Origin of the sequence: Lacticaseibacillus chiayiensis (genome assembly GCF_004123795.1) — a bacterium.
Classification (GTDB): Bacteria; Bacillota; Bacilli; order Lactobacillales; family Lactobacillaceae; genus Lacticaseibacillus; species Lacticaseibacillus chiayiensis.
Genome location: NZ_MSSM01000011.1, coordinates 61,096 through 78,022, shown reverse-complemented (window position 1 = coordinate 78,022; position 16,927 = coordinate 61,096). Strand labels below are relative to the sequence as shown.

The 16,927-nt window shown below is 49.6% G+C and carries 15 protein-coding genes; 2 read left to right on the top strand and 13 right to left on the bottom strand.

Annotated elements, in window-relative coordinates:
• Positions 1 to 61: 61 nt before the first annotated feature.
• The 10 genes from spxB to thrC all read right to left on the bottom strand — a co-directional run bounded on the left by spxB (position 62) and on the right by thrC (position 11,032).
• Complete coding sequence (spxB, locus tag BVJ53_RS05505) at positions 62 to 1,822, bottom strand: pyruvate oxidase (protein ID WP_129301522.1); 1,761 nt, start codon at positions 1,820 to 1,822, stop codon at positions 62 to 64.
• 168 nt (positions 1,823 to 1,990) lie between these two features.
• The gene (locus BVJ53_RS05500; protein WP_129301521.1) at positions 1,991 to 2,896 is read right to left on the bottom strand and encodes a glycine betaine ABC transporter substrate-binding protein; all 906 of its coding nucleotides are present in this window, start codon (positions 2,894 to 2,896) and stop codon (positions 1,991 to 1,993) included.
• Between the two features lie 11 nt (positions 2,897 to 2,907).
• Positions 2,908 to 3,759, bottom strand: coding sequence for an ABC transporter permease (locus BVJ53_RS05495; protein WP_129301520.1), 852 nt, complete (start codon positions 3,757 to 3,759; stop codon positions 2,908 to 2,910).
• The gene (locus BVJ53_RS05490; protein ID WP_129301519.1) at positions 3,752 to 4,975 is read right to left on the bottom strand and encodes a quaternary amine ABC transporter ATP-binding protein; all 1,224 of its coding nucleotides are present in this window, start codon (positions 4,973 to 4,975) and stop codon (positions 3,752 to 3,754) included. Before BVJ53_RS05490 ends, BVJ53_RS05495 begins: the two co-directional genes overlap by 8 nt.
• Before the next feature lie 354 nt (positions 4,976 to 5,329).
• Positions 5,330 to 6,061, bottom strand: coding sequence for a DNA/RNA nuclease SfsA (sfsA, locus tag BVJ53_RS05485; protein ID WP_129301518.1), 732 nt, complete (start codon positions 6,059 to 6,061; stop codon positions 5,330 to 5,332).
• 117 nt (positions 6,062 to 6,178) lie between these two features.
• On the bottom strand, positions 6,179 to 6,640 hold the full coding sequence (locus tag BVJ53_RS05480) for a universal stress protein (protein WP_129301517.1): 462 nt from the start codon (positions 6,638 to 6,640) through the stop codon (positions 6,179 to 6,181).
• A gap of 48 nt (positions 6,641 to 6,688) precedes the next feature.
• Complete coding sequence (locus BVJ53_RS05475; RefSeq protein ID WP_129301516.1) at positions 6,689 to 7,948, bottom strand: carboxylate--amine ligase; 1,260 nt, start codon at positions 7,946 to 7,948, stop codon at positions 6,689 to 6,691.
• A 256-nt stretch (positions 7,949 to 8,204) separates the two neighbouring features.
• Complete coding sequence (locus BVJ53_RS05470; protein WP_191983429.1) at positions 8,205 to 8,570, bottom strand: Fic family protein; 366 nt, start codon at positions 8,568 to 8,570, stop codon at positions 8,205 to 8,207.
• Between the two features lie 79 nt (positions 8,571 to 8,649).
• Positions 8,650 to 9,555, bottom strand: coding sequence for a homoserine kinase (gene thrB / locus BVJ53_RS05465; protein ID WP_129301515.1), 906 nt, complete (start codon positions 9,553 to 9,555; stop codon positions 8,650 to 8,652).
• Positions 9,521 to 11,032: a threonine synthase gene (gene thrC / locus BVJ53_RS05460; protein WP_129301514.1), complete on the bottom strand. Its 1,512-nt coding sequence runs from the start codon at positions 11,030 to 11,032 to the stop codon at positions 9,521 to 9,523. The genes thrB and thrC overlap by 35 nt, the downstream gene beginning before the upstream one ends.
• A gap of 109 nt (positions 11,033 to 11,141) precedes the next feature.
• Here thrC and BVJ53_RS05455 point away from each other — a divergent pair, with 109 nt between their 5' ends.
• Both BVJ53_RS05455 and BVJ53_RS05450 read left to right on the top strand, forming a co-directional pair.
• Entirely contained in the window at positions 11,142 to 12,341 is a 1,200-nt protein-coding gene (locus tag BVJ53_RS05455; RefSeq protein WP_129301513.1) for a homoserine dehydrogenase, read from the top strand.
• The gene (locus BVJ53_RS05450; RefSeq protein ID WP_129301512.1) at positions 12,338 to 13,684 is read left to right on the top strand and encodes an aspartate kinase; all 1,347 of its coding nucleotides are present in this window, start codon (positions 12,338 to 12,340) and stop codon (positions 13,682 to 13,684) included. The genes BVJ53_RS05455 and BVJ53_RS05450 overlap by 4 nt, the downstream gene beginning before the upstream one ends.
• 92 nt (positions 13,685 to 13,776) lie before the next feature.
• On the opposite strand, the gene BVJ53_RS05445 is transcribed toward BVJ53_RS05450, so the two are convergent.
• The 3 genes from BVJ53_RS05445 to BVJ53_RS05435 form a co-directional block, all read right to left on the bottom strand.
• A complete protein-coding gene (locus BVJ53_RS05445) occupies positions 13,777 to 15,348 on the bottom strand; it encodes a flotillin family protein (RefSeq protein ID WP_129301511.1) in 1,572 nt (523 codons plus the stop codon).
• A gap of 10 nt (positions 15,349 to 15,358) precedes the next feature.
• Positions 15,359 to 15,748 carry a hypothetical protein gene (locus BVJ53_RS05440; protein ID WP_129301510.1) on the bottom strand — a complete coding sequence of 130 codons (390 nt, stop codon included), beginning with the start codon at positions 15,746 to 15,748 and terminating at the stop codon, positions 15,359 to 15,361.
• Between the two features lie 125 nt (positions 15,749 to 15,873).
• The gene (locus BVJ53_RS05435) at positions 15,874 to 16,917 is read right to left on the bottom strand and encodes a PTS transporter subunit IIC (protein ID WP_129301509.1); all 1,044 of its coding nucleotides are present in this window, start codon (positions 16,915 to 16,917) and stop codon (positions 15,874 to 15,876) included.
• Positions 16,918 to 16,927 lie beyond the last annotated feature (10 nt).

Sequence of the window (16,927 nt, the reverse complement as noted above, 5' to 3'; positions counted from 1 at the left end):
GAAAAGTGCACCCGTTTCTAGTTTGCATGATCAAGATTTGTCTCTGCTGTCAGCTATACAGTTATCCAATCGGAACGTGATGCGCCTGCAGAAACTCACTGAACGGCACCAGCTTATCCGCGTAGTAACGTTTCCTGAATGCTGCAATGGTCGGGGCATCGAAGCGATTAGGATCCAATTGCAGGTGTTCAACCGGAATTGGCCGTTCGTTGGTAATTTTGGCATCAATCAGCGTTGGCTTGCCAGCAATGCGATTCGCCTCGGCTTCGTCAAACGCATCAGTAAGTTCCGATACCTGTGTCACCGTCATGCCCGTCATCCCCATGCCTTTAGCAACCGTCGCAAAATCAATCGGCGGCATGTCAATACCGAACCACTCATGGCCGTCATCTTCCTGTTCGTCTTCGATATAACCTAACGCATTATTGGAAAACACAACATTGATAATGGGCAAATGGTACCGCACTTCGGTATCGAGATCCTGCATGACCATCGCGGCCGCACCATCACCAGTCAAATTGAAGACTTGCCGTTTAGGAAAACTCAGCTGTCCCGCCAAAGCTGCTGGCAAACCAGCGCCCATGGTGGCAAACAAACCACTGGTGGTCCAAGCTTGGCGGCCGGTAACTTTCAGCAGTCGCACGGCATTTTGGGTGACATCACCGACATCAATGGCAAAAATCGCATCATCAGTCGCTAATCGATTGATTTGACCGAAGACTGGCTCAAACCGCATATCACCGGTCGTCCGCTGCATCATGTCATCGTTATATTGATGCCAGTTTTTCACGTTGTCAACGTTTGCCTGATACCAGCCGCTGCTTGGGGCATCATCGCTGCGGGCAATCATTTTCTCCAGCGTTGCCGGTGCATCTGCCAAAATGGCCACATCGGTGTGATGACGCTTGCCAAGGGTTTTCGGATCTGATTCGATCTGAATAAACTTCGCTTTAGGCGAGAACATGACTTCGGCAAATGGGTAGTTGGAGCCGACGAACATGATAAGATCCGCAACCCGTAACGCTTCATTGGCTGGCTTCGATGCAACCCGAGCAGCCGAACCCAGCAACGCTTCAAACTCGTAAGGAATAATCGGTTTGCCTAGTGCGGTGGTAATGACCGGTATCTGTAACTTTTTGGCTAGCGTTATGACAGTATCAGCCGCACCACGGACCCCTTGGCCAACGTACAACACAGGCCGAGCAGCCGCGCCGATTAGCCGCAGAGCTGCATCAACCTGTTCATCGCTACCGGCAGCCAAAACCGGCGTTGCATGCGTTTCGGCTGCGCTATAATAGCCGTCTTCCGGGATCATCTCTGCCGGCAAGTCATTTGGAATGATCACCACGGCAGCACCACGAGCAGCATAGGCGCGGCGAATGGCTTCGTCAATCACATGCGGCAGACTGCGCGCGGTCGTGACGGTGCGCGCATAAACGGCTCCATCTTGAAACATCGGATCCTCGTCCAATTCCTGGAAAAAGTCAGCGTTCATAAACCGTTGTTCAACCTGTCCTACCAAGAATAGGGTCGGCACTTTATCCATTTTGGCATCGTAAATCCCTTGGAAAAGGTGAGTCGCTCCGGGGCCGGCTGATCCAAATGCCACACCAATATGACCGGTGAGCTTACCATCGGCAACGGCTGCCAGCGCACCGACCTCTTCATGCCTGACATGAATATACTTGATCCGCGCCTGCTCTTCATCCAGCGCATACATCATGTTATTAAACGTACCGCCGGGAATGCCGTAAAGATGCGTCACACCCCAACTTTCCAGAGTTCGCAACGCAGCAATACCAGCCTTAATCGTCTCAGCCATCAAAAACCCTCCTCATTAAACTTTTCATACGATTAGCTATATCTTCGCGGTTATCGTAGTCATTTAAAGTCAATAAGGCAAGCCATCTGCTCATTAACCCGCCCAACAAAGAACTAAAGAAGCCATCCGCAATGTTGTGCGAATGACTTCCTTGACGTTAATAATTTTCTATTTCTTCAAATCTTCAATACTGTTAATGTTCTTCATATATTTAGGCACAGCCAAACCGACACGCGCCCCATCCATATTCACACCGAGATCCACGACTTGGTTCTTATAATCGGCATATAACTTGGCTGCCGTCTTGGGTAACCATGCGGAAACCTGGGCATCTGCGGCTTTTGTGGCAACCGATGCCCAAACTGGCTGCGGTTCCATCGCCCTAATCGTGACCTTGTAGCCAACTTGACGCAAGACTGTTGCCACAACATTGGTGGACGCAATTTCTGAATCCCAGGCAATGTACGTTAGCGTCAGCTTAGGATGCCCGCTGACATGGCTTACACCTTTCGTCCATTCAGCGACCTGCTTAGCATGCTTCTTAACGAAATCTTTGGCAGCGTTGGCGGGATCCTGACCATTGTTGACGGCGAGCATCACGCTGGAAATTTCTTTTGGCGTCCAGTGGAAATGATCCAGCACCTGATAGGCTTGCGGGTCATCCTGTTTGAGTCCCTTACGCACAATTGTATGGATCTGCTCGGTTTTACCATAAACATTTTTAGGATCCTTCAGAAACTTCAACGGAAACTTCGTGAACATCCAATGCGGCGTCCAACCGGTGACCACAATCGGCCGTTTATCGGCAATCGCTTTTTTCAGCGTGCTGGTCATGGCCGCGGTTGAACTCGGCTGCAGCTGCCAATTCTTATCTGCCAGTCCATATACTTTCAGCGCCTTATCCGTACTGGTCATAATTCCGGCACCGGCATCAATCCCTGTAATCGTATAATTAATCTGCGGGCCTAATGGCTTGTTGGCATTGTACTTGGGCTGAGTGCTGCTGCATGCCGCCAACAGCCCGACCGTTACCAGCATCATCAGAGTTGTGATGATCTTTTTATAAAAAGTCAAATGGTCACCTCCTAGCGAGTGCGATTGAGGCTTTGGGTGATCCGGTCCAAAATGATCGCCAAAATAACAATCGCCAACCCAGCAACAAAGCCACCGCCAGCATCGTTACGACCAACAGCAAAATAGACCTTGGTTCCCAGGCCCATCGCCCCGATCATAGACGCGATGACTACCATCGATAACGCCAACATCATACTTTGGTTGATGCCGGCCATAATCGTCCCGCGGGCAAAAGGTAGCTGCACCTTGATGAGCTGCTGCCAACTGGTGGCGCCAAAAGCGATGGCTGCTTCGTTCAGATCAGCTGGCACCTGATCGATACCAAGCTGAGTCATCCGAACCGTTGGCGGCATAGCAAAGATCACCGAAGCAACAACCCCGGGCACCATCCCGATGCCGAAGAAAGCAACTGCTGGAATCAAATAAACAAAGGCCGGCATGGTCTGCATGAAGTCCATCAGCGGCTTGACAATCGCTGATACTGTTTTACTTTCTGCGGCCCAGATACCAAGCGGAATGCCAATGACAATCGCTAGCAGACTGGCCGTTAACACTAAGGTTAAGGTTTGGGTCATGTCGCGCCAGAAACCAAGATTCCAGATCAGCAGCAAGCCCAGCAGTTCAAAAATCAATAAACCGCGATACTTCTGATCCCTTTTCAGATACCAAGTCAGTGCCATAATCAGCACGATGAACAGCCAAATCGGAATCAAATCAAACACTGCCTGAAAAGCATTCACAATGCTGCCAATGAAGTTCGTCAGCACTCCGAAGAACCCTGAAAACTGGGTTAACCAGGCCACGAATGAATCAATCCAGTGGGCCAACGGTAAAGTCGGGATATTCATGAAAAGATTAAACATTAACATTGACCTCCTGTCCTGCCAGCGCCCCTAAGACGGCACCGCGAATGATAATGCCGTGCAACCGGTCTCGATCGTCAATTACGGCATACGGAACCGAAGTCGTAGAAACAGCATCCAGCAAATCGGCCAGCGGCGTATCCATTTTGGTCGTCGGCACATCGGTTTTAACGATATCCTTCAAGTCCTTCTTGCCGGCATCAATCGCCGCGCGCACATCATCTGCATCCAAAATTCCGACCAGTTTTCGTTGGGTGTTGACCACATACAAACTGGAAATTTCGTTATCTCGCATGCGCCGTGCAGCCAACCGCGGACCGTCCTTGTCAATATTCACCGTGTTAGCGCGAATCATGACATTCGCAGCCGTGTAAACCTGACTGCGATCCACGCCTTCGATGAACTTCTCAACGTAATCATCGGCAGGCTGGCTCAGAATTTCTTCCGGAGTACCAATCTGGACAATTTCGCCGTCCTTCATGATCATAATGTGATCGCCAATCCGCAACGCCTCGTTCAAGTCGTGCGAAATAAATACAATAGTCTTATGCATGTCTTCCTGCAGATCCAGCAATTCGTCCTGCATATCTCGACGATTCAACGGATCAAGCGCGGAAAAGGCTTCGTCCATCAATAGAATCTCGGCGTCATTGGCTAAGGCGCGTGCCAAACCAACACGCTGTTGCATCCCACCGGAAAGCTGATCCGGATATTGATCGGCAAAACCGTTCAGGCCGACCAGATCAAGCGCCTTATCCGCCTTGCTTTCGCGTAAGTTTTTTTCCATACCTTGAATTTCCAAACCAAAGGCAGCGTTTTGCAAGACCGTTCGATTCGGTAATAAGGCAAATCCTTGGAAGACCATACTGAGTTTCTTTCGTCGAATGTCGCGAATACTCTGCTTGTCCATTTTGGCAATGTCATCGCCGTCAATCAGCACCTGCCCGGCTGTTGGCTCAATCAAGCGGTTTAACATGCGCAGGGTCGTTGACTTCCCGGATCCGGAAAGACCCATAATCACGAAAATCTCGCCGGTTTTAATCGTAAAGTCTGCCCGATCAACGCCGACTGTTGCACCGGTAGCCTTTAAAATCTCCGGTTTAGTTTTGCCGTTTTTCAGCATTTCCTTAGCGCGGTTAATGCGTTTACCAAAAATTTTGGTCAACCCGCGGACTTCGATTTTGGTCTCTGCATCACTTTCAATTTTGTGTTGCATCGGTTCACTCCTTTCAGGGTTACCATTGTTTTTTAACAAGGCACACCCAATACTGTTTGCTTAAAGTGACTTATGACGCCCTATGGCACCTGATGTCTTGATTAAGTAACAGTTGTCATCGAATTGAAACAATGCTAACCATTGTAAAGATCATTTGTGTGTGATTCAAATCACGGAATCTCATTTTCATTTTTCGGCTAAAACAAGGCTTTCTCTTGCATGTGTTTTTGTCGACAGCAAAAAAAGCCCTCATCTGCATGAGATTGAGGACTAGGGACGATTGGCGCTCCGTTGACAGCCGTTAAATAAAATTGTCAAGTCGAAATGAAAATTTTATGAATGGTTTTTCATTTTTCACAAACTCGCCAAGTCGATTTCTGTAAATGGCAGATGTTCATCAAACATAATTTTGTGTCCCAACGTGATGGCATTCGGGCCAGTTTTGGTATCGTAAGCCAGCACGCGGACACCGGCTTGCTTGGCTGCGGTGATGGCGGTGACCAGCTCAGGAAAACGGTCGCGATAAATAGTCATCTTCTGGATATCTGGCAGCTGCACAATGAAAACCAGAAATGCCTGGTAGCCTTCCGCCTGTGCCATCATCAGTGTGTGAACATGCTTGACGGCCCGGGTTGTCGGCGCATCAGGAAAAGCCGCCAGTGACGCATTAGCCAGTGTCACGCCTTTGGTTTCGACAAACCACGGCTGACCATCTGCCCCGGTGCCGGCAAAATCCAGCCGGGAATCGCGCCAGGTTGTCTCTGGGTGAACGGCATAAGGCAACACCAAACCCGGCAACTTCAACGTGCCCGCTTCCAGGCACTCTTTAGCCACACGATTGGGCGCCAGACTATCAATATTGATCCAGCGATTTTGGCGCTGGACGGCTAAAAGATCATAGTGAGTTTTGCGGTTGGGATTGGCTACATGGCGGATGCTGGCAGGAGAGCCGGGAATCAGAATTTCCTTATTGCGTCCAGTATTGTTCATATGAACTGGTGTGATGTCGCCATCTAATTCAACTTCAACGGTAAAGCGGCTGACGCGGCGAATCAGTTTACCAACGCTGACATTTTGATACTGCATGGATGACCCCGTTTCTCTATGTACTCATAGGCGTGATTTATGCTTGATAGAAAAAAGCATCCGTCCAACTCAAACCACGAGTCACAACGGCTGCTTACTGTAATGCGTTGACGTCAATTAACGAACGATGATGACGGATACCGCGGCATCACGCGCGACTTCACTTGCAACGTGGCCAAGACGTAACCGGCCGCGGCGCACGTGCGAGCCCATAATAACCAGATCCGGCTTGAAAGCAGGAATCACTTCATCAAGGATGGCAGCAGCCGGACGACCTTCTGCCACGATTGGCTGTGCCTTTTGAACACCGAAGGCACGCGCTTTTTCAACATAAGTATTCAGGTTCTTGGCCATTTTTTCTCGTGCCGCATCAACATCGTCAGGTGTCAATGATTGGAAGATATTCAAATCGCCGGTTTCAAGCACCGAAACGATCCCCAGCGGAATATCGTAAATCTTGGCAACCGTGCAGGCGTAATTCAATGCCTTGCGCGAGGAGTCGTCATCATCGTCATCGACCGCCAACAGCAACCGATTATAATGCACGGATTCAATTGTTAAATCATTTTCAGTAACCAACAGAAATGCCCCCTTGCAAGTTTAGGTGTCCCTAACAAAGCTATTTTATCACACATTACCTTTGTTTTCCGAAAAATACTGCTTAAAGCGGCCGATATAATTGTGAAACATGTACTTAAGCAATAACCACCGTTTAAACGTCATATCCGGCTTATAAAAGACTGTGGTTCCGTAACGCTTTTCTTTGATAAGCTGCAGGGCTTCGCGCTTAGCTTCATTGTCAGCAGAATATTGTTTGAAGACTCGTGCCGGTACCCCTAACCACAACTTGTACTTGCTGCGATCGTTGTTACCGTAAATTGTCGGCGCATCCTTGAGATCGCCAACAATATAATCGCGCACCGGCCAGCTGGCAAGGTTGTACCCATTCAACGTGACAAAGAAACTGCTCCGGCCTTGGCGGATATTGATTTCAAACAATTTAAAGGTATTGTCCCGTTGATCATATTTCATATCGAAATTAGCAAAACCAGTAAATTTGATGGCTTCCAGAAAGTTTTTCATTTGATCGTACAATTTCTGATCAAAAGCCGGCATAATTGCCACATAATTGCCGATTGAAGCTGGGGTCGGATCTTCCAGCAACGGATGACCCAGACACATCATTTTGACGTGATGATATTGATCCACATAACAATTCATGGTTCGCATGTTGCTGTCATCGCCGGGAACAAAATCCTGCAAGATCAGGTCAGACGTGTAGCCATTGTCATAAATTTTGGCAATCGTATTGGTCAACTCAACCTGCGAATGGATCGTAAACGCCTTCTTGCGGCCTTCAAAGTGAATGTTCAACCATTCCACCGAATCAGTCGGTTTTAGGGCCACCGGAAATTCAAACGGCGCGGTGATCGTGGCATTACTTTCATACATGGACTTGGTCACGATTTTGGTTGCGGGATACGGTAAATGATATTCCTCGCAGACCTGATAGAAGCTTTCCTTGCTATTCAGGCGCTTCAGCAAATCATAGTCAACATAAGGACAGATGAACCACTGACTCAGTTCATCTTTATGTTTAGATACCAGCTGAGCATATGTATCGCCACACGCAATTAACAGCAGTCGGCCCGCCGAAGCTGTATGCAGGTGAGCGACTTCACGCATTTTTTCGATAAAAGTAGGATCGGAATCAAACTGCTTAATTAAATGAACATTCACGATGCGGGAAAAGCGGGTCGGCGCAAGTTGTTCACGCGCATAAACGTCGATCGCCCCACCGATCATCTCGTGGAATGAACGCGCCATCCCGTACACATTCATATCACTGCCAAGCAGAATGGGGGTAAAGCTAGGTGCATCTTTCATCTGAATGATAGTCTCCTCGTTCGATAGGTTCAGGTTCGGTAAGCCTGTGCCTTGAAATTTTCAGTGAACATGCAGCGGCGCTAAGTCACGTGGTCGTTACCGCTGCCATCATTATTTCCGAAGCGTTAGTTAAACAGGTTCAACTTTTCGCTCGTCGCTCTCGAATTATACCATATTGGCAATTTGCATTCATGAAGATACTTGTGGTGTGGCTAAAACCAGTTCGGCTACACCGACATAATCATGATAGACGCAGCTAAAATAGCTGCTTGTGTAAGCCAAGAATTGAATGGCTAGTAATTGGAATGTCTTGGTAGTGATCATGGATCAACTCTAAAACATCACGATATCCGGAAATCTCTGCCTCACTGCGATTGTGCGGCGCCGTCCGTTTGTTGACCAGTTCCCGTAAACGCGTGTCAATTGTATAAATCCCTTCAATTCGGTTGGATGCATCAATACTTTCAACTTTGGCAATGTTCACCAGTCTGTCTAGGGCAACCCGATTCTTCTGTAAATGATCCTGTTGTTGTCCGCGTAATTCGTAAATCTGGTTCATTTTAGCCATGATGGCAGGGGGGGTGAACAGTGCATTGAGGCTTTCATAGTCAAAATATTTCATCGCCAAGCTCCCCCTTTCCTCGCCATATTACACTATTTGGCGCAGAAAGCTCAATCATGGCGAGCAAAAAAGCCGAGCTTCAATGCTCGACCTTTCCTGAAAAGTTCCCCGTTTTTACCACCTGTACGCCTTGTTCACTTGGCGTCACGATCCGCACTTGCCATTCCGGCCAACGTTGCGCGGCTGCCTTTTGTAGCTGTTCGGCTCCGGCAGCATCGCTAACAATGGCCAGCATGGTCGAGCCCGATCCGGAAATCAATAAGACGCCATCATGAGCCGCCGACTCTTTGCGTGCTGCTTGATAATCCGGAATCAACGTCGCGCGATACGGCTCGTGCATCCGATCCTGAGCCACCTGGCGTAACAGCGATATATCACCATCCGCCAATGCGCGTGTCATCAAAATGCAGCGTCCCATTTGATAAGCCGCATCTGCATAACCCAGGGTTGCCGGTAAAATATTGCGTGCTTCTTCGGTGCTGACCGTGTATGGCGGAATCAACGCAACAAAATGCAACTGTTGGCTGACCGGGTACTGCCGGACAATCGGGTCATCACCCACCAAAACGGTCGCACATACCTGTCCGTAAATGGCCGGCGCCGCATTATCCGGGTGCCCTTCTAGCTGAGTGGCCAACTTCAAAAGGTCGGCTTCATCCCAACCGGCCTGAAACCAGGCGTTTGCTGCAGTGAGTCCACCCACCACACACGTCGCCGAACTGCCCAATCCACGCGCATTGGGAACATCTGAATCAACGCTAATGCGTAAGTTGGGAACCGGCTGATGAATCGCATTCGCAAACGTGACAAAGGCGCGATAAATTAAATTTTCCGGGTTAGCGAAAGCATTCCCGTCACCGATGATCTCAAGCTTTTGGGTGCTCGGCTCAAAAGTGAACCGAGCTTTGAGATCAAGGGCCATGCCCAACACATCGTAACCAACGCCTAAATTAGCGGTTGTTGCCGGAACGGATACGCAAATCATCGTCAAAAACCTCCTTTGCCGCGTCGAGAATGGCGGCGCCCATTGCTGCTGGGGTAACCACGTGTTTAGGCTGAGGCGTCAGCACCGCCAGACGCGCCAGATTTGCTGGAATCGGAACACCACTCACCTGTCGTAGTTGCGTCATCAACGAAAAATCGCCACCTGAAACCGGCAAGTTAAGTGCCTTAGCCACCGCATGCGGAAACTTATAGGGACTCGCCGTTGCCAACAAGATATTCGGCGTGGTATCTCCAGTGGCGCGATACTGTTGCATGACGCTATAACCAACCGCTGTGTGCGGATCCATTAAGTACCCATCTTGCCGCCAGACTTTGGCAATCGCCGCTGTCACCTGTTCATCGGTCGCAAAGCCACCGGCAAAATCGGCCTGAATCGCGGTCAAAACATCCGGTCGGACTTGGTAGCGGCCTGTTGTCGCCAAATCTTTCATCAGCATGGCCACATAGGCACTATCTTCGCCGCTCTTATAATACAACAGCCGTTCCAGATTACTTGAAATCTGAATATCCATACTTGGGGCAACGGTTTTTAAGAATGGCCGATTGCGATCATAGATGCCAGTATCAAGAAAGTCCGCGATCTCGCGATTGGCATTGGCCGCAGCTATCAATTTATGAATCGGCAAGCCCAGTAACTTAGCATAAAAGCCAGCCAGCACGTCGCCAAAGTTTCCGGTTGGAACGGTGAAGTTAACTGGATTGCCTAATTGGATTGCGCGGCTGTTAACCAGTTGCAGATAAGCGGCAAAATAATAAACCACCTGCGGAATCAACCGGCCAATATTAATGGAGTTAGCTGCCGATAACGTGACCTGTTCTGCCTGCAGCCGCGCAGCAAAACTCGTATCGGTAAACAACGCCTTAACCGCACTTTGCGCCTGATCAAAATTGCCCGCAATCGGGAACACCCGCGTATTGTTGCCTGTCGTTGTCAGCATCTGCTGCTCCTGAATCGGGCTAACCCCATGATCGGGATAAAAGACCGTAATGCCGGTTTGCGGCACATTTTTGAACCCTTGCAAGGCTGCGGTGCCGGTATCCCCACTGGTCGCTGCCAGAATCATAATGCGATCTTCCGGATCAAGGGCCAACCGCATCAACTGTGGTAATAATTGCAGCCCCACGTCTTTGAAGGCACTGGTCGGACCGTGAAATAATTCAAGCACGTGAAAATCACCGACTTTCCGAATCGGTGTAATGCGTTCATCGGAAAAATTTTGCCGATATGCCAAATGGATCGCCTTTTTAACTGAAGCAGTGTTAAAATCAGGCAACAGGCTCATGAGAACATGCTGAGCGATCGTTTCATAATCTGCTCCCAGCAAATCCTGAAGCGCAATCCGGTAATCCGTTAAATGCGGCAAAACGAATAAGCCGCCTTCTTCGGAAATACCTTGCTTAATAGCTTGCTGGCTGGTTTTGGTTACTCGTTGATCCCGTGTGCTCGTGTATCGCATGTGAACGATTCTCCTATCTGGTTCGACTTGTTTTTCCGATATGGATATGATAATCTGTTCGCATTAGAAAAACAAGTGTCTATATTTTATAAACAAGGAGCTGAGAAAGATGAATATTGCCATCTTAGGTTTTGGTACTGTCGGTAGCGGCGTTTACGATATTGTTGCAAATGGTGATCGCCGAATGCGGGTCACTGCGATTTTTATTCGCCCAACCCACCCTGCCACGATGCCTGAGATGACAACTGATTTCGATGCTATTCTTGCTGATCCTACCATTGACGTGGTGGTTGAAGCAATCGGCGGCCTGCATCCTGCTCACGATTATATTCTTCGGGCCTTGCAACATGGTAAACATGTCGTGACCGCCAATAAAGCGGTTGTGGCTCGGTATCTGCCTGAATTCACCGCGACTGCCGCGCAACACGATGTCCGCTTCTATTTTGAAGCAACCACTGGCGGCGGCATTCCGTGGATCCGCAATCTGGAACGGGCGGCGCGGATTGATCAGGTTGATACCATCGAAGGGATCTTTAATGGCACCAGCAATTACATTTTAGACCAGATGCAACGGGCCCACCTCGATTTCGACCCTGTATTACTGGCGGCCAAAGATATGGGTTATGCCGAAGCCGACCCGAGTGCCGACATTGACGGCGATGACATTGTCAACAAGCTCAAAATTTCAGCGGCTTTAGCTTACGACATGGTGCCGCCGCGGGATGTTCCTAAGTTTGGCATCCGTCACGTCAGCAAGGCCGACATTGACTTCTTCGCGAAACACGACCAAGTGCTGCGCTTAATCGGGAAAAGCAAACGAATTGACGACCATTATAGTATGGTCGTGGAGCCGCGGCTTTATCCAGCCACCGCTTTGGCCGCCAATACCTTTGAAAACTTCAACATCATTCGCTTGCATGGCCAAACCATCGGCGATTTACAATTTTATGGCCAAGGTGCCGGTAAATATCCGACTGCTAACGCGATTGTCCAGGATCTTTTCGACATTTTGGAAAATGTTGCCCACTTGAAACGCGACTTTGGGCAAACTTTGCAATTCGACCCTGATCTCAGCGTCGCAGATTATCTGTTACGCGCCGATCCAATGACGTTCGCGATGTTTAGTGACAAGCAAACGGAAATAGTCGATCATCGACTCCTCATCAAACAAATTCCGGTCGGTGAAATGCATCGACTCATGCGCGGCGTTTTGGCAATTGATGCACATGCCTTCATGGCGGCCATTGGCGATAGTGAACTGACCGCCCGTGATGTCAAACAGCAAATTGATCAGGAGGTCATCGGATGAAAGTCGCAAAATTTGGCGGCAGTTCCGTTGCGACCGCCGATCAATTTCAAAAAGTCAAGGCTATCATTGATCAAGATTCGCAACGCCAACTGGTGGTCGTGAGTGCCGCCGGAAAATATGGCCCCGCCACCCAAAAGCTCACGGATACCCTTTTCCTGATCGCAGACGCCATGGAAGCTGGCCGCGATGTGACGCAGCTGTTTGCCCAGGTAACGGCTAGATTGGAAGCCATTAATCAGACATTGCACTTGCAGGTACCTTTAAACAAGTTAATGAACACGATTCGCCATCAGCTTACCACACATTATTCCCGTGATTATCTGGTATCCCGCGGCGAGTTCTTAACTGCCCATCTGATGGCAGCATATTTAGGTTATACCTTCTTGGATGCCGCAGATCTATTCTTTTTTGATGACAATGGCGGCATTGATGAGGCCAAGACCATGGCTGCATATCGGCAGCTTCCCAATCATCACGGCTTAGTCATCCCCGGATTTTACGGACGAAATCGTGCCGGACACGTGCAACTCATGCCCCGCGGCGGATCCGACATCTCCGGCGCATGGTTAGCACGATTAGCCCAAGCAGATTTATATGAAAATTGGACAGATGTGTCTGGCATCAAAATGGCTGATCCGCGTATTATTAAGGATGCCGACAGTATTGACGTGATGAGCTATGATGAGTTGCGTGAACTGACCTACATGGGTTTTAGCGTGTTTCAGGAAGAAGCCGTCCAGCCGGTGCGCGAATGTAAAATTCCGACACGCATTCTCAACACTAACGCGCCCCAGGATCCGGGAACCCTGATCATTCATGATGACGATCCCAGTGACGACCCACGCATCATTACAGGCATTGCCGGACGCAAACATTACCTTGTCATCACGATCCGTCAATACCAGCTTGCCGTTCACCTCGAAGTTATCCAACAAGCACTGGGCGTCATCGCGGCTCATCACCTGGTTGTTGATTACCTGCCAACCGGCATCGACAGCTTCAGCCTGTTGATTCGCGAGCCGCGCCGCCAAGTTTCGGTTCGTGAACTAACCACAGCGATTCAGGCCGCCTGTCACCCAGACAAACTCGAGGTGACCGAAAATGTCGCTTTAATCGCCATGGTCTCCCGTCAACTGCGAAAACGACCGGCAATTGCAGGAAAAGTGCTCGCTTATTTGGATGACAATCTCTTAAACGTCCAACTCGTTAGCCAAACCAATTCCGATATCAATTTATTGATCGGCGTCACTGACAAAGACTACGACAAAGCCGTCCGTGTTATCTACAGCAGCATCCATCAAAACTTCTACCGGCCGGCACCTTATATTGAGGGGATTGCTTGAGATATATGGTAGTGACTGACATATCACAAAAGGCTCCTGCCTCCCAGTTCAAGGACTGAGAAGCGGGAGCCTTTTTTACTTTTAGACCGTTGCTATTTCTTCCAAGGCTTATCCGCCATTTTCGTTGGTGCACTTGCTGCCGATTGACCGGCATCGGCTGGCTTAGCGGCAGACGTTGCCGGTGCTGCTGCTGCTGCCGATTTCTTTTGCGGCGCTTCCGACTGTTTTTGCGGCGCCTTTTCGGCAGTGTCCGCGTGACGACCCTTGATGGCATCGACCACTGGCTGATTGCCTGCCTGGTGCATAAGGGCACCATTCAACATGCCACGAATATCGATTCCGGCCACTTCCTGGAGCATATCCAGCTGTTTCACCAAACCGCCACTGGTTTGCTTGGTAAGATCGCCGTCGCCATAAAGTTTGATTGAATCAACGTTGGCATAAGGACTCATGGCAGCTTCGATAATCTTCGGCATTGCCTCAATGGTCATTTTGAAGCGTCCGGATTCATCCAATTGGCGAGCCGCCTCAGCCTGCTTCGCAATCGCTTCCGCCTGCGCCAACCCGATTGCTCGGGTCTTGCCGGCTTCGGCTTCCCCGATGGCTTTCGTAGCATTAGCATTCGCTTCGGCCGCCAACTCGACTTGCTTAGCGGACGCTTCAGCCGCTGCGATTTGGGTTGCTTTTTGCGCTTCGGCGGCACGCTGGGCTTTATACAAGTCCGCATCCGCCTGTTTACGGACAGTCGCATTCAATTCCTGTTCCTGCAGTTCCGCATTCTTTTGGGCAAGTTCAATATCTTTTTCTTTTTGAACCTGCTTGGCCTTCATTTGCTCGACAATCGCCGCCTGATCCGCTTGCGCCTGGGCAATTTCCTGTTGCTTCTTGAAGTCAGCCATTTTAACCTGCTGCTCACGCTCGGCATCTGCCACCTGTGTCTGCCGCTCAATTTCCTGTTGTTTGGCCTCTTGATCGGCTTGAGCTTGCTGAATCCGCGTGTCACGATTGGCGGCCGCTTCAGCAACTGCCGCGTTTTTCTTGACTTCGGCAATCTGCTTCTTTCCCAATGAGTCAAGATAGCCGTTCTTGTCGGCAATATCTTTGATCGTGAATGAGATAATCTGTAGACCCATTTTGGCTAAATCGGAACTCGCCACGTCCTGGACTTTCTCGGCAAAAGCATCCCGGTTTTGGTAAGTATCCTCAACCGTTAATGTCCCCAAAATAGCCCGCAAATGCCCTTCGAGAATCTCCGTCGCTTCGGCATTGATCTGCTCGTCATTTTTGCCTAAAAACTGTTCGGCAGCAGTTGCGACCTCTTCCTGACTGGAACCGATTTTTAAAATAACGGTTCCGTTGACGATAATCGGAACACCTTGCTGCGTGTAAACTTCCGGAGTTGCGACCTCGATTGTGCGGGTGTTGAGGCTCAAAACATCCCAGCGCTGCAGAATCGGAAGGATAAACGACCCGCCATTCGTGATCAGCTTGACCCGATTCCCGTTAATATCCCGAAAGCTATGCTTGCCAGATATCAAGGCACCGGAAATAATCAAAACCTCATTAGGCAATGCAGTTTTGCGATGCGTTGCCAAGAAAATAAAGAGTAACAGTAAGACAACGATCGCAATGATCCATGGCATATAATCAGCTAAAATTTCCATCGTCCCCTCCTTAGGGTTGGTTATGTGCGGCGACGGCATCAACATACGCGACGCCTTCTGTGAGTTCGATAATCACGACTTTGGTGCCCTGCTTAAGTGGCCGCTGAGTGCCTGACCACAACTTGGCCGGGTAGGTTTGCCGAGCACGGCCGCCACCTGTCACCATAACTTCGCCCGTATGATCAGGGGCAACTGCCAGCGTCAACGTGCCAAGTAGATAATCTTGAGTGCTCATGGCTGTCGTGTTCTCCACCGATGACAAAACACGCTGTAAAACAGCCAGCAGTGGTAATAACACCAACGAGAGCAACATCCATAAAAGACCGGCAACGATCACCAATGCAACCACGCCCACCACCATCTGTAAACCCACTCCTTGTTGGGTCCACCAAGTAACCATTCCGATCGCCTCGCTTTCAACAGGTACAAACGTCTCCATTATTCTACCATGCAAACGGTTCCCATCCTATACCAATCGAAACGAAACGAACGTTTTATTTTGTACAATCGATTTCACCAAAATGATCAGTCATAATGCAGTGCGTAATCTTCCGGCATCTGATACCGAAGCGTTTTATTGAACAATAAATAACTGATGTAAGCCAATCCGATTGGCAGGACAAAGAACAGCAGCGTCAGTTCCAGAATATTGCCTACCGTCACGGCTTTCATCGCATCTAAAGCCGCCAATGGTCCCACCAGTCCGGAAAAACCGAATCCTGCGCTTGCCGGAGTGCCCTGAATGTTTAATGCCGCCCCAACACCGCCAAGAATGCCGGCGTTGATCGCCATCGGTAAGAACAGCTTCGGTTTGGACAAAATATTGGCCATCTGCATTTTAGGCGAGCCCAGGAAGTGCGCCAATGACGTTCCAAGCGGATTCGCCTTCCAACCGTAAACTGCCAGCGCAAAACTCGCTCCAACAATGCCTAAGTTCGCCGAACCAGCCCCGATCCCGCTCAACGAGATGGCTGTGGCAATCCCGACCGTGCTAATTGGGGTCACGATTAAAACCGCAAAAATGACACCCATTAAAATGCCCATAACAATCGGCTGCAAAGCGGTAATATCATGCACCAATACACCGATAGATTTGGTAATCCCAGACACCGGCCCCAACGTCAGCATCCCCGCCCCACCGGCAATGATCAAAACCAACGATGGAATCAACAAAATCGTGTAAGCCTTCAACGCGTTCCCCAACAGCAGAATCACCAAGTAGCCAATCGCCAGCGTGATCGCCAGGTTAATGACATCTCCGGTTCCGGCAACCGTTAAACCGGTTTTGGTCAAATGGTAATTCCCGGCGCCAATAATCGCCGCTAACGCCAACGAACTGGTTTGAATCGGCGTAAATTTTGCCATCATCCCCACGCACACCGCCGACAATGCCGGCAACAGTGTCATCGCAGCCGTTGTCATATACGTTACGACCACCAACTGCGGAAAGCTCGGCAACAACAGTTTGACAATCGCGTTTAAAATCGCGCCAGGCACCAGCGCCACGATGATTCCCACGGACAAACCGTTCAAAATGTTCATCGTCACCGTTTTCGCGTCTTGTTTCATGTATACTCCT